A 14,386-nucleotide genomic window follows, 5' to 3' on the forward strand; every position below is an offset into this window, starting at 1 on the left:
TATGGAGATATTTCTGATGAGACAAGAATGCGTTCATCCGGATATTGCTCATAAAGATCATTAACTATTATATGATCCTTGCCTTCCAGTTCTTCATTCCAACGCTTGTTGATTTTTGAATGCTGAATTTAGGGATGAGCAATAAGCACAAGAGAATTTTCATTGGGATCCCCTTCTCTCCTCATGTTGCATTTTAACTAGCCATTACTCCGCATAAGGAACAATTGTATTCTTCTGAATATGTTTCACAGCATACTTTGCATCCGAACCAACACCGCGGAGGGTCGCTGAGGCAAAGGATCGCTGCCCGGATAGGCCCACAAAGTATAAACCGAGTACAACCGTACTGACGCCGCGGTCTTGTAATGGATCTCCCTTAGCATCTAGCCCTCCCAGGTCCTTAATAAAGGAAAGATTGGAATGAAACCCAGTTGCAAAAATAACGCTATCCACCTTCTCTTTAGAACCATCTGGCCAAATCACCCCATCTTCATAAAACGAAGTAAACATGATCTTTTGCTTTGGGTTGCCATCCTTCAACCTTTGTTTGTACCCATCCAGGTCCATAACGGAAGATGCGTTGGCTAATGACTTCCCTATCCGCCAGTGGGAATCGATACCGGTGATAATAAACCAAAAATGAATGTCCTTTCCTAGAAAACGCTGCGGCACAAGCGAGACCTGCTCGCGAACAGCTAACGTGGTATGGGCTTTATCTGCTAACTCCATCGCGATTTGTACAGCTGAGTTTCCCCTGCCGACAACGATAACAGATTGATCCCTGAAGGCATCAGGTGTCTTATACACCGCGGAATGTATGATTGTACCTTTGAAATCTTCTTGTCCAGGTATCGATGGAATATATGGCTTGTTAAAAGAACCGGTAGCGCAAATCACGTTGCGTGCAGTATAGGTTTCTCCCGAAGTCGTACGAACTTGAAAAACACCTGATTCTTTAGAAACTTGCTCAACACGTTGATGAAAGGCAATCGGTAACTGAAAGTGAGACGCATAGTTTTTTAGGTATTGAACAACCTCATCTCGATTAGGATATCGGTCACCTGGAGACGGTATGGATAGTCCCGGTAAGGATGAATATTTAGCCGGCGAAAACAGCTTTAAACTATCGTAGTAATTCGGCCACGACCCTGCAGCTTCCCCACTTGCTTCCAAAATTAAAAAGGATAAACCTCTTTGTTTCAGGTGATACCCTGATGCTAATCCCGATTGCCCGCCACCAATGACTAGGACATCTAAAACATGATTCATTGTCATTCTCTCCTCTCACGTTATGTATGATTATCAACATCAATTAGGATTTCATTTTTTCGATTCCTCTTCTTCACTCGAAGCAATACGAATCCACACAATACTAACAATAGAGCAGCTCCAACATTCAAGAAGGTATCTCCAATTACAGAGAGCAATGTGAAACCCAGAAATGGACCTAGCGCAGCACCTATATCAACCGTCATGGAATACGAAGATACGACGTAATGTTTATTGGATGAATCAGCTGCATATTGAGCGGCATCAGCATCTAATAATGTAGTTACGATTGAAGATACGAGAAGTAATAAGATCAGCGTTGAGAGCCACACAACAGTTTGGAGATGGAATGCGATGATAACAAAAAGAATACCCACCGCCATGATACTTCCCGTTAACCATTCTGTTCTCGACTGCCTGATATCACTAAACCTTCCAACCCAATAACCAAGGAAAGGATCCGCAGCTAATTTGAGGGTGAGTAATATTCCTGTTAACGTTGCAGCACTAATCGAACTTAATAAAGATAAAGCACTAAAATCCCGCATTTCTATCCAGTAGCTTAGTGTCGATTTCACGTACCCTTGGAATAATAAAGAAATCACAAATCCGGTTAGTAGAAGTACAATGAAACGTCGATCCTTAACCATGAACAGCAGTGCTTTCGAATTTTTGTTCTCTACATGCTGCACTACACCTCGACTGCTTGTTTTGATAGCTAACAAAAGCGGAAAAGTTAAAGCACTGAGGATCGCGAAACCGATTAACACCGACGAAGTATCAAAGCTTTCAGATAATAAGGAACCTACAACCATTCCGATAACGACACCAGCACCGGCAATCCCATTAAACAAACCTGTTAGTTTCCCTGGCTGCTTGCTCTCCGTAACAGCTTCAACCACTAATAACTGCCCGGCTTGCTTAATGAAAGCCCATGCCACTCCCCACACACATCTAGCGATCAAGAGCGCGATAAATTCATTAAAGTAACCATAAGCAAATGTAGAAACGATCGTTAGGCAGATGGCGATGAATAGACCATTTCGAACCGGATATCGTGTATAGAACCAGCCAATGAGTGGATGTATCGGTATACGAACAAACCGATTGATCGATAATAAAACCCCAATCTGCCAAAGGGCTGTTAACCCGAATTCCTCACTGTTTACCGGCAACACGGCATATAACATGGCGTCTCCAAATAAACTAACTGCTGTGATGAAGGCGGCAATGATCATGTTTTTCTCAGCCGTGCTCCGAATCATAATCAACCTCCAAATTATTTGTAAATTACAAGTAATAACTCATATAATAGGCCCCTTAGTTCACTTCCATGTGCATAATAATTAAAACCAGTCGCATTACATGTATCAAGCCTTAGATCAGTTATAACTCGAATATTTGTATTTTGCAAGTTTTTATTTTAAAATGAGTCCATTTTAAATAGCCACCTGTTCTACTGGTGGCTATCACGTATTATGCATTACATACATCTAGCACGATCCGTTATTTTGAATTTTCATTAAACATTCCGACCAAGTTAGGCATTTGCAGTTTAAGCCGTTATCTAGAATCTTTATCATGGAATTAATTAGTTTCTTCTTTTCCTCAAGTTGAGAGCGTTTCAACTTCGCCATGTGCTCCCATCGATCTGAAAGTGAATCATCCACTTCAAAACCTTCTAATAAAATGATAATTTCCTGTATCTTAAATCCTGTCTCCTGAGCGACTTTAATAAAACTTATACGGTCAAGTAGGCTCTCATCATAGCGGCGTTGGCCGCTTCTCCGTTCAGGAGCAGGCAGCAAACCGACCGATTCATAATAGCGCAAAGTTGATGCATTCATACCAGCCTTTGCCGCCAACTGACCAATGCTAAGCTTTGTCATTAAATCCCCCCTTGACTTAAAGTTACCTTTAAGTTTTATGATTTAATTATAACTCATTCTGGATAGTGAATTAATAAAATCTTAGGCTAACACGAAACTTAACTCGAGGGTGGAGCAGCCTAGAGCATTGCACATTTTTGAACCTTATGAGTAGCTGTGTGTTAGCTCTCCTTTTTGAAATATCGGTGCAGTTATTTCATCACCGCCGCCATAAGGGCAACTAAATCAATTCGTATAAAAGAAGCAGTTGTAATTCTTATGCTAATTGAAAGGGGCAAATAATATGACTAAAGAAATACCTATTTCATGTTGCTATACAGTCTTTACAAAGGAGGAACGATTTGAATACAAAAATATTTGGAGAGGATTAGAACTAAGAAGGATCAGTATTACGGAGATTGAAAAAGGATACCAACACCTATTCCCTGGTGATTCAGAAACACTACGGCTTTTGAATGAATGGATTGGCTTGGAGAGAAGATGCTGTCCTTTTTTAACTTTTACGGTGATCACAAACAATGAAGATAAAACGATCAAGCTTCAATTAACTGGGAACGAGGAAGTAAAAGCATTCTTACGAAATGAAATTGACGAAAATATAAATGTACTTACTACGTAAAGCCAAAAAACGAATAGCGCCTGTTAACCCTATTCCTCATTACCGATCGTCTTTGTTGAGCTTTTAATTCTTGACTAGTCAGAGTAGACATGATACTTTCGCCTTTAATATAGGCATCAAGAACAGTTGTGAAGTTTAACGTTATTTTGTTGCGATAATCAAGCACAAGTGAAATGAGGATTGAAATGGTCTCAAGAGAACAGTTAGAAAGGAATCAAGTATGGCTTTATGCTCTGGTATTAATTCTTGCTACTGGCATTGGGTTATTTTGGCCTGAAACAAGCGCAAGTTTTGATCATGTGATTTCAATTGTACTTACCATATTAATGTACGGAATGTTTACGCAAATCCCTTTTTTCCGCTTAAAAGAAGCACTATCAAATCGACAGTTTATTTACGCACTACTTATGATGAATTATATAGTTGTACCTATCCTAGTCTGGGGATTAACACGGTTTCTTCCTGCTGATCCCTCTTTGCTATTGGGTGTATTTCTTGTTTTGCTTACTCCGTGTATTGACTATGTCATTGTCTTCACACACCTTGGTCGTGGGAACGAGAAGCTTGTTTTAGTTTCAACCCCCTTACTCTTTGTTACCCAAATGCTTTTATTGCCTATTTATCTATGGCTTTTTATGGGCACACAGGCAGCCGAAATTGTGAGTGTTGGACCGTTTCTCGAAGCATTCCTAGGTCTTATTGTAGTTCCTTTAGTACTTGCACTGCTTACACAATGGTGGGCAAGAAAACAGCAAACGGGAGAACGTTTTCTTGATGCTACAGCATGGCTCCCTGTGCCTTTTATGGCACTGACTCTTTTTGTTGTTGTTGCATCGCAAATCAGTAAACTATACACTTCATTTGACATTATTAGCCAAGTGATTCCAGTCTATGTAGTATATATGGTCATTACTCCAATGATCGCTCGTATCGTTTCTCGTATATTCCGATTGGATACCGGAGCAGGACGGGCACTTATTTTTAGCGCGGGGACGCGTAACTCACTAGTTGTTCTTCCTTTTGCTTTAGCTCTACCTGAGCCTCTGAACGGGTTAGTGGCAGCAGTAATCGTAACTCAGACAATAGTAGAACTTATTGGGGAATTGATTTATATTCATCTTGTTCCAAAGGTCCTTTTACGAGAAAGCGATGAAAAGAAGTTTACAAAATAGCTATGGTCTCACCCTTGCGCTCATTCAAATCACATAAGGAGTGTTGTTAAAATGGATTGCTGCAACTCATCCAACCATATAGTAGCCGTTAGAACTGATTGTCCTTCCTGTAGGGAAAAGGGTAAGAGCGTACAGCTCATTACGCTTAAATCATTGTTAAAGGCTTCTGCTCTTGAAAACATTGAGCCTAAGAACTCTTTCCTTTTTTGCTCAAGCTCTACTTGTCCTACTGTCTATTTCAGCACCGACCATTCGCAAACATTCGTTGTAAGCGACCTGAAGGTACCTGTGTACCAAAAGAACCCGAGTATGAATGTGCCCGTGTGTTACTGCTTCGATTGGACTAGGGATCGACTTCTTCAAGCGGCGGGTACCGACGAACAACCTACCAAACAAATTAAATCACATGTTCAGGCGGGTCGTTGTGGTTGCGAGGTAAACAACCCCCAAGGTTCTTGCTGTCTAGGAAACGTGAACATTTATATAGGGAGTCTTTCAGGAAGTAATCCTCGCTAAGTATAAAAACTGTTTTCGCAGGTTATTTCTTTATAAGTTAACAGCCCTTCCTGATAACAACTTCATAAAAGATCTACTCTCACCATGTTCATTCAATGCATTATCTTTTATAAGGAGGGACTTCCCAGTCCCATCCCTTTAGAAGATATTAAGAAACCTCATAACCGTAGTATTTTATTTATTTCTTCATCCCAGCCCACTTATTTGATCTGCGTGTAGAATCTAAAGTCCTCATTCTTGAAACTATGCTTCAAATATCTTTTCGAGGGATTCTCTTTGGGTCGGCTTTATTTGAATAATGTTGCGAATGCTCTGGGCCTTTTCCTCAGCTTCGGCAATGGTTTGGGCCTCTCCTAGGGCTAGCAAGGTTCCAATGGCAACGGTTCCTGTCCTTCCTTTACCTCCCCCACAATGAAAAGCAACTTTTTGGCCATTGTGATAGGCACTAACTACTTCATCGATCGCCTTTTTAAATAAAACTTCCTCGCTCTCCGTTGCATTGTCGCCCAAGGGGATCTTAATCCATTTCACGTTGGCATCTGTTGATGCGCACTCCGTGGCTTCTTCTCGAAGGTCCACCACGACTTGGACACCTTCTTGTTTTACCATTTCTTCGACATCAGCGGCTCCGCCCATATAGATCTTATCTTCATGTAGTGCATGGTATTTCTTCTCCATGTTCTTCGTTGCCTCCTATTTTCGAATTAGCAGCAGCTGCTACTGCCGCCACTGACGATTAATGCAGGACCTTCTTCATCTAGGTCAATATCCAATATAACATTCCGTACGAGGTCCGCAATCGTTGGATCGAAAGCCACTTCTATATGATTTATACGCTCGACAATGTCATTTTCCTGAGCTTTATCCAGCGTCAGCTGATAACTTGGTCCGCAACACCCAGCACCTGCATTAAAGAATCTTAACGTTGTTGTCTCAGCTTCTTTCATCATCTCTTCGATGTATGCTTTAGCCTCATCCGTAATGATCATGATGATCACTCCTTATAAGTAGAATCTTACCTGTCATTACTTCTCCGTCAGTTTTTTGAGCCGATCGTATCCCTTAATCTCCTCCGGTTCCCACGGAATAATCACGCTGTGGTTTGCCGATGCTTCTTTGATTTGTGAGATCCATTGTGCCTCCGAACTCGCTCGGCCTTGTAACACCGGATCCGTTGTCTGCGTTGCAGCGAAGCTCTGATTGATCGCCCACCATTTTGTAGGGATATTTGCTCGCTTCAAGTCCTCGTTCAATCGGGAAGCCTCGTAAAAAGGCGTGGCCTCTGCCAGAGTAACTATAACTACGCTGGTCTCCTCAGGATTTCGCAGGCGCGGCAGAAGATGCTTCACCGAATTAGGAATCTCTCCAGAAGAACGTTCAATTTCCTTATGGTACTCTTGAGTTGCGTCCAAAAGCAGCAGCGTATGTCCGGTTGGAGCCGTATCAATCACGACAATCTCATCCTGTGAACGCTCAACCAAGTCTGCAAAAGCTCTGAAGACAGCAATCTCCTCTGTACAAGGAGATCGTAAGTCTTCTTCCAAATAAGCAAGACCATCTTCATCTAAGGAATCGGCATTTTGGCTCAATACTTCATTACGGTACTTTTCCAGTTCGACTCTTGGGTCGACTCGACTCACCGATAAATGTTTGTTTCCTTCCTCATCTAAAATGTGGTTAAGATGTGCGGCAGGATCGGTTGTACTCAGATGTACTCGATGCCCCTGTTCAGCTAAGCCAACCGCAATAGCTGATGCGATGGTTGTCTTTCCGACACCCCCTTTTCCCATCGTAAATACAATACGTACTCCGGATGATGCTATATCACGAATGAGAGTGCTTAATGGTGGTGCTGAAATCTGTTCCACGTTTTCAGAGCTTAATGATTGTTCTATGAGTGAAAATAGTTGACGCAAATGGGTTAGTCCCGTTAGGTTATATGGAACTAAAGGTATCTCATAATGGAGAATGGTCTTTAGGTTCTCCGGCATCGCATCTAACGCGATTTGTTGGCGTTTATAGAATGCTTCTGAAATGGGATCCGGGTTTGAATGAAGAACAAAAGTGCCGTTCATAACAAGAATCTGATTATTCATTCCCGTCTCTCTTAATTCGGATGAAGCACGGGCAGCCTCCAACAGCGGTGAACGATCTGGACGCGTCACCAACACGAGTGTTGTTTGTTGTTCGTCATTCAGCGTTGCCAGTGCGTTGCTATATAGTTCCTTCTTCGACTCCAATCCTGCTAATGGACCTAAGCATGAAGCACCGTGTGTACTTTCATCTAAAAATCCGCTCCAAGCGGTAGGAAGTTGCAACAACCGAAGCGTATGCCCCGTTGGCGCTGTGTCAAAAAGAATATGGTCAAAGCCGGCTTTCAGCTCTTGATTGGTCAAAAGGGTGGAGAACTCATTGAAGGCGGCAATTTCAACCGTACAAGCACCTGAAAGTTGTTCCTCCATCGAAGCAATCACGGTATCCGGAAGTTTGCCGCGGTACGGATCAACGACCTGTGCTTTATATTTACTTGCTGCCGTCTCCGGATCTAAATTGGCGACATACAGGTTAGGCGCTCCTTGAATCTGAACAGGATGATTGGATAACGTCATACCGAAAACGTCTTGCAGATTCGACGCCGGGTCTGTGCTGACTAGCAAAACTCGCTTACCCGCATCTGCAAGGGATATGGCTGTCGCGCTCGCGGTAGAGGTCTTTCCTACTCCGCCTTTGCCCGTAAAAAAGAGATACGGCGTTAGTGGAATATCATTTGGATGAAATGATCTACTCATCATTGTGCACCTACTTCCTTCTGTCATTGCTTCGTTTTGAGCTCAATACGCAACTTCGGTTTTTTCACCAAGTCCGTCTCTGCCAATCCAGTCCAAGCACACCATTCCTCCATTGAGGGATAGCCTTGGATTTTCGTTACCTGACCGTTTAACAAAACTACCGGCAAAACTTCCGGACCTTGTTCAGTAAGCAGCTGATTGACAACACGTTTCGTAAGAAATGCATCTGGCTCACTTGCTAGGTTATAACGAGCAACATCGATGTCCTTGCTTTTTAGATTGTGGACAACGGTTGATACGCGAATCAATTCAGGGTCCACGCTTGGCCCACATACTCCTGTAGAACAACACATGGCCGGATCATAAATTTCAATGGATATCATGGTCGTTTCCCTCCTGTAATAAAGGAAGCCGAGAAAAGTTCCCGGCTCCTACGTTCTATTTGATTACTCGCCGGTTTCAGCGAACTTTTGAATACGCTCGCCGATTTGATCGCGAACGCGCTGAAAAACAGCCCATTTTTCTTCGTCGGTACCCTGAGCCTTGGCAGGATCGTCAAATCCCCAGTGCTCGCGGCGAACATGAGGAGGTGTCATCGGACAACGATCGGCAGCATCACCGCATAGGGTGACCACCAAATCGGATTGATTCAACAACACCGGATCAATGATATCCGAAGTTTGGTTCGAAATATCGATCCCTACCTCGTTCATTGCTTTGACCGCATTCGGGTTTAGGCCATGAGCTTCGATGCCGGCGCTGTAGACATTCCAATCATCACCCAGATGTTTTTTGGCCCAACCTTCCGCCATTTGGCTGCGGCAAGAGTTGCCTGTGCACAAGAAGTAAAGTGTCTTTTTTTCCATAATCGTTTCTCTCCCTTATCACTTGAATTAAAGTATGGTTAGCCAGATATATAATCCTAAAAGGGTTATAAATAACGTTGGGATGGTCAATATAATCCCTGTCTTAAAGTAAGTCCCCCAGCTGATCTTCACGCCTTTGGTCGAAAGGACATGCAGCCAAAGCAAGGTGGCTAGTGAACCAATCGGTGTAATTTTGGGACCTAAATCGGAACCAATCACATTCGCATAAATTAAGGCCTCTTTAATGGCAGCCGACGTGTTTGTCGCATCGATGGCGAGTGCATCAATCATGACGGTCGGCATATTGTTCATGATGGAAGAAATAATCGCAGCAATGAAGCCCATCCCCATGGTTGCAGCAAACAGACCTTGATCCGCTACGCTCTGTATGACACTTGCCAAAAGGTCCGTAAGACCGGCGTTACGTAAGCCATAGACCACAACATACATACCGATCGAGAAAAATACGATGGCCCACGGAGCCCCTTTGAGTACTTCTTTGGTTTGCACAGCCGGACTTTTTCTCGCCATCAGCAGGAAGAATATCGCGATAACGCCAGCTACGATCGAAACGGGGATACCCACAAATTCACACACAAAGTAACCGATCAGCAGCACACTTAATACGATCCATGATAAACGGAACATCTTAGGATCTTGTATTGCCGTTGAGGGTTGTTTAAGCTGCGTCCCATCGAACTTACGCGGGATGCTCTTGCGGAAAAACAAATAAAGCACAAAGATACTGGCTACTAAAGAGAACAGATTGGGAACCAACATGCGACTGGCGTATTCGATAAACGTAATGCCGAAGAAATCGGCCGATACGATATTCACCAGGTTGCTGACTACAAGTGGCAGCGAAGTTGTGTCCGCAATAAAACCACTTGCGATGATAAAAGGGAATACCTTCTTCTCGTCAAAATTCAGCGCTCGTACCATGGCAAGCACAATCGGAGTTAAGATTAGAGCCGCACCGTCGTTTGCGAAAAAAGCAGCGACAACAGCTCCAAGAACGGATACATACACAAACATCCGGATACCGTTTCCTCGAGCTGCATTCGCCATATGTAAGGCGGCCCACTCGAACAAACCGATTTTATCCAAGATCAATGAAATGATAATGATCGCGACAAAGGCGAGCGTTGCATTCCATACGATTTGGGTGACATCCCATACATCCTGAAAGTCAACGACTCCAACGAGCAGTGCAAGTACAGCACCACCGCAGGCAGACCATCCAATGGATAGATTTTTAGGCTGCCAAATGACAAAAACTAAGGTAACAAGAAAAATGATGCTAGCCAGGACAACAGAAACCAATGTTCAAACCTCCAATTATGCGATGACTTAAGTACAGCAAGAATCAATATATAACTATATGCTTATATAAAAAACAGAGATCATTTTTAGCATCACTCAACCATTTGCTAAATATTCCTGTTAATCACAAGCACAGTTAACTTCCTTATTCATGGATGAGAGTACTTCTTGAGCACTTGGCATCTCATTTAACACGGCTTGGATATATGGCTTATCATCAACATTCAAGGAATAAAAAACCCATTGGCCACGACGGGCTTCATTTACAATCCCCTGAGACTTAAGCTTTCTTAAGTGCTGGCTAATCGCTGGCTGGGACATGTCGAAAATATCAACGAATTCGCAAACACACCATTCTTTTTGTTTAAGAAGCGTTAACATAGTAAGCCTTGTTTTATCTCCAAGCAGTTTTAGCTTTTCGGCAATTTCGTTCATTTGCTCCAATATGATTCACCCCATTCTTGTAAGTTAAATCATAACCATATAATTTAATGCTTATATATTAATCGAAAGAGCGCTTGATTTCAAGTGTGTAGACGCAACTTCCAAAAATTTCCCATTAAGCAACACCACATCCTACTTGCAGTGGGGATGGCTTGAACGATACTTCGGTTCTTACCGCAAGTAGGTTTTCTACGAATGTGGTTATAAAATCTTTATGCATTATCGCTTATATCAGCAAATTATATATCCGAATCCCGCCCTCTCTTGGGGGGGCAGGTCTCCCCCCGCCCTTCTTTCATCATCACCTTGTGTCAATCACAATTCAATTCATTTGATTTGTCTAAGCATCCTGGTTTACTGCGACACCTTCCCCGATGGAATCAACTTACACAGCCGTAATCGAACTAACCAAACAGTAAATCCAGAATCTTTTCATTTGCCTTTCTATTCTTTCCGATGTAAGGGTAGCAGTGGATATGAATCGCTGGATTGAAGTTGATTTCTATAATGCTGTAATTGGTATCGGTTGCTTCTTCCTCTAAGGAATCAATCATCATATCCACACCACATATAGTCGCTCCTGCAGCTTTAGCTGATTGAATGGCAAGTTCCTTATAGCTGTTTGGCATTTCATCCGTAAAATCGATACTGTCTCCACCTGTACTAATGTTCGAATTTTCTCTTAGATAGATAACTTCCCCTAGCTGGGGTATATCGTTCCAACTCATACCTCGGTTCTTCAAAAACATCTCTTCTGCTTCCCCTAACTGAATTTTCTCAAGGGGAGTCTTATACCCTTTACCTCGAAGTGGGTCTTTATTCTTCTCATGAACAAGCTGTTCGATCGTGTGGATACCGTCACCGACGACATTTGCAGGGACACGATGCAGTACCCCTACAACCTGATCCCCCATGACCAGAAAGCGATATTCCTTTCCTGTCATAAATTCTTCAAGAAGAACCGTTTGATCATGCGAAAAGGCGATTTCAAACGCTTTTTTCATATCCTCTCTCGAATAATCTTGATTGAAGATCGTAATGCCCAACCCAAAATTGGTTGATTTGGGCTTTATCACAATGGGAGTACCGCGATATGTTTCATAGGTGGACATTGCTTCATCCAAGCTCTGAAACGCTTCCCCTGACGGTACACGAATTCCATGTTGTTTGAGAACTTCTTTCGTAACCACCTTATTTTCCATAATTAACACCGTACTATAGGAATCCAAGGAAGTTTTCGTTGCTTGCTTCACATACTCTTGATGATTACCTTTTGATAGTAATACAAAATTCTCATCCCGATCCATCCACTTAAAGCGTATGCCTCGTTTCACCGCTGCCTTTAAGAGAAGTTGAGTTGATAATTCGAGATCCTCATACCCTGCAAAACGGTATCCATTTTGAATACTGTTCTGAGCGTATGTTTTCGCTTTTTCCAAATGGTATGTCAGATAGGATGATTTTTGAATCTCGGACTTCACTCTAGATGCAACATTCAACTCAGTATGAAGAATCTTTTGCTTTTCACTGTCCAGAATGTGCTGATAATCCTCATTCTTAGGAAATAAAAGCTGCACCATATCCTTCATCTCATCGATAACAGCGAGTGCCATTTCCTCCATCGTGAAATGACTATATTCAGGCTCGTTTAAATAGCCTTTTATACCCTCCATAATCACCTGATCTTGGTTTACATCAGCTATCCTTTGGTCTTCCTCATGGAAGGATTCATCTACTTTAAGCAGCATAAAGAGAATAAACAAATGTATAAAGTGCATCATTTCTTTACTTATTCCAATCTTATGAAGTGGATTAATATCCATAAATCGAAGCTCTAAGTATGCTACTCCATCTTCCACAAGCTCTTGGCACGGATTGATCCCCTTAGCGGTTTTTAAGCGAACGGGGCTGTAAAATTCCTTTACGCTCAGTAATTCATTCTGTTGAATCAGCCTGTTTAAGTCATGAACATACTCTTTGGCCGAATGAAAAGAAACATAATACGATTTTTCGTTCCGATAGCCACACATACTGTTCCGAAGTGAGTTCATAATCGGAAAATAATAACTTTTATTATCATGGGAATCCGCCAAGTTAACACATTGCTCAATATAGGTATTATCAAAAACAGGACTTGCTCCTGTTAGATAAATGAGCAGCCATCGATACCTCATCAAGTTACGGGCTACTTTAAAATAAATCGCATCTTTGAACTCCTTAAAGTCTTTATGCCGTCCCTGGGTATCATATAGCTTTGTAAGAAATTTCTCATCAAACGAGAAATTATAATGAATTCCGCTTAACAATTGTCTTTTACGACCATACTTATCCGCCAATTCATTTCGATAGTCGTCTGCGATGGGATCGCTCATTTTGGCAATAGGTATTTCATTCTCTTCAGGAAGCATGGGAGGATTGCTACTAGGCCACAAATACTCTCCTTCCAATTCGGGGTCCATCCAACATTTTGACGAAAATATACTCTAAGGATTTTTCTATATAAAAAAGCCAACGTTTCTTATACTTAAGGAATCACCGACTATTTGAGGTTGATCTTATTTCCGATTCTTTTCTCTTTTATATTCTTGGTAATCCCCCTAGCCCTTGCAAAGTAGGGAGGGTTTGCTTCTTTTGGATGGAATCATTTGGATAGATTGAGGCTAATAAATTTCAAGGTTTCTTAGCGTACGCTTTCCGCGTTTTGTTGGCAATACCCCGGTTGACTGTCCAGGGCAAGGGGAGCGAAAACCCGTCCTCCTGCATATATCAAACATAGGGTAGCTACACCTCCTTTGTCATGGACCTTACCTTGTCTTGCCGAGAGCGAGACAAGGTCTTTTTTTGCCCATTTTCTGTGTATTTGATAGATGGACAAAAATTTATAGGTAGATTCGCCGTTTCCGAGTTAATAGCAGGCAAATATACTAAAGGGTAGTCAACTACCCCCATCAAAGGAGAGGATAGAAGTAATGACAAAGGAATTTAGAAAAAGAAAAACAACCTGCAAAAAAAAATCTTCCCAGCAAACAGCGTGTAGCTGTCATCGTAAAAAACACAAACACCGCAAGCCGCCTGTCAAAGTGACGATTTCCTTAGCCAAGGCGATCGACAAGGCGATTGCCAAAAGCCTTGCTAAAAACCTTGCTAAAAACCTTGCTAAAAACCAAGCTCATGCCATTAGTAATGCCACAAGCACAAATGATAACGACAGCGGATCCACCATTAACGATCAACTTACAAGCGAAAGTGGCGCTAAAAATCATTCGGAAAGCGACAGCGACTCGAAAATTTTCGAAAAAGTCGATAACCAAAGTACGGCAACGAACGCCACTAATACCGATAGTGACTCTACCATTAACGAAACGGTTAATTCCACCAGTGGTGCAACCAACACCAGTGATAACGATAGTTCGGCTACTGTCAATGACACATTAACAAGCACAAGCGGCTCGAACAATACCTCTAATACCGATAGTGACTCTACCATTAACGAAACGGT

General features: G+C 42.3%; 14 protein-coding genes and 1 pseudogene. 4 read left to right on the plus strand and 11 right to left on the minus strand.

Annotated elements, in window-relative coordinates:
- Window positions 1–204 precede the first annotated feature (204 nt).
- The 3 genes from M2277_RS27975 to M2277_RS27985 all read right to left on the minus strand — a co-directional run bounded on the left by M2277_RS27975 (window position 205) and on the right by M2277_RS27985 (window position 3,158).
- Complete coding sequence (locus M2277_RS27975) at window positions 205–1,269, minus strand: flavin-containing monooxygenase (protein WP_036638496.1); 1,065 nt, start codon at window positions 1,267–1,269, stop codon at window positions 205–207.
- A gap of 20 nt (window positions 1,270–1,289) precedes the next feature.
- Window positions 1,290–2,534: an MFS transporter gene (locus M2277_RS27980; RefSeq protein WP_036638495.1), complete on the minus strand. Its 1,245-nt coding sequence runs from the start codon at window positions 2,532–2,534 to the stop codon at window positions 1,290–1,292.
- 228 nt (window positions 2,535–2,762) lie between these two features.
- On the minus strand, window positions 2,763–3,158 hold the full coding sequence (locus M2277_RS27985; RefSeq protein WP_036638494.1) for a MerR family transcriptional regulator: 396 nt from the start codon (window positions 3,156–3,158) through the stop codon (window positions 2,763–2,765).
- 283 nt (window positions 3,159–3,441) lie between these two features.
- Here M2277_RS27985 and M2277_RS27990 point away from each other — a divergent pair, with 283 nt between their 5' ends.
- From M2277_RS27990 to M2277_RS28000, 3 genes are all read left to right on the plus strand, one after another.
- Entirely contained in the window at window positions 3,442–3,777 is a 336-nt protein-coding gene (locus M2277_RS27990; protein WP_225595923.1) for a hypothetical protein, read from the plus strand.
- A gap of 185 nt (window positions 3,778–3,962) precedes the next feature.
- A complete protein-coding gene (locus M2277_RS27995) occupies window positions 3,963–4,949 on the plus strand; it encodes an arsenic resistance protein (RefSeq protein ID WP_036638493.1) in 987 nt (328 codons plus the stop codon).
- A gap of 51 nt (window positions 4,950–5,000) precedes the next feature.
- A complete protein-coding gene (locus M2277_RS28000; protein WP_076152817.1) occupies window positions 5,001–5,465 on the plus strand; it encodes a putative iron-sulfur cluster-binding metallochaperone in 465 nt (154 codons plus the stop codon).
- Window positions 5,466–5,708: 243 nt separating this feature from the next.
- Here M2277_RS28000 and M2277_RS28005 read toward each other — a convergent pair whose 3' ends face one another.
- The 8 genes from M2277_RS28005 to gshAB all read right to left on the minus strand — a co-directional run bounded on the left by M2277_RS28005 (window position 5,709) and on the right by gshAB (window position 13,334).
- Complete coding sequence (locus M2277_RS28005) at window positions 5,709–6,143, minus strand: protein-tyrosine phosphatase family protein (protein ID WP_036638491.1); 435 nt, start codon at window positions 6,141–6,143, stop codon at window positions 5,709–5,711.
- 26 nt (window positions 6,144–6,169) lie between these two features.
- Window positions 6,170–6,454: an iron-sulfur cluster assembly accessory protein gene (locus M2277_RS28010; protein WP_036638488.1), complete on the minus strand. Its 285-nt coding sequence runs from the start codon at window positions 6,452–6,454 to the stop codon at window positions 6,170–6,172.
- Window positions 6,455–6,490: 36 nt separating this feature from the next.
- Window positions 6,491–8,254, minus strand: a complete 1,764-nt coding sequence (gene arsA, locus M2277_RS28015) for an arsenical pump-driving ATPase (protein ID WP_036638834.1) — start codon at window positions 8,252–8,254, stop codon at window positions 6,491–6,493.
- Between the two features lie 23 nt (window positions 8,255–8,277).
- A complete protein-coding gene (gene arsD, locus M2277_RS28020) occupies window positions 8,278–8,637 on the minus strand; it encodes an arsenite efflux transporter metallochaperone ArsD (protein WP_036638485.1) in 360 nt (119 codons plus the stop codon).
- 63 nt (window positions 8,638–8,700) lie between these two features.
- The gene (gene arsC, locus M2277_RS28025) at window positions 8,701–9,120 is read right to left on the minus strand and encodes an arsenate reductase (thioredoxin) (protein WP_028407113.1); all 420 of its coding nucleotides are present in this window, start codon (window positions 9,118–9,120) and stop codon (window positions 8,701–8,703) included.
- A 27-nt stretch (window positions 9,121–9,147) separates the two neighbouring features.
- On the minus strand, window positions 9,148–10,443 hold the full coding sequence (locus M2277_RS28030; protein ID WP_036638482.1) for an arsenical efflux pump membrane protein ArsB: 1,296 nt from the start codon (window positions 10,441–10,443) through the stop codon (window positions 9,148–9,150).
- 120 nt (window positions 10,444–10,563) lie between these two features.
- On the minus strand, window positions 10,564–10,887 hold the full coding sequence (locus M2277_RS28035) for an ArsR/SmtB family transcription factor (protein WP_036638480.1): 324 nt from the start codon (window positions 10,885–10,887) through the stop codon (window positions 10,564–10,566).
- A 404-nt stretch (window positions 10,888–11,291) separates the two neighbouring features.
- Complete coding sequence (gene gshAB / locus M2277_RS28040; RefSeq protein ID WP_280756182.1) at window positions 11,292–13,334, minus strand: bifunctional glutamate--cysteine ligase GshA/glutathione synthetase GshB; 2,043 nt, start codon at window positions 13,332–13,334, stop codon at window positions 11,292–11,294.
- 522 nt (window positions 13,335–13,856) lie between these two features.
- Between gshAB and M2277_RS28045 the strand changes: the two are divergent.
- A pseudogene (locus tag M2277_RS28045) lies at window positions 13,857–14,386 on the plus strand (hypothetical protein); the annotation flags it as partial.

The organism is Paenibacillus sp. LBL (assembly GCF_029893715.1).
In the GTDB taxonomy this organism is placed as follows: Bacteria; Bacillota; Bacilli; order Paenibacillales; family Paenibacillaceae; genus Paenibacillus_AQ; species Paenibacillus_AQ glucanolyticus.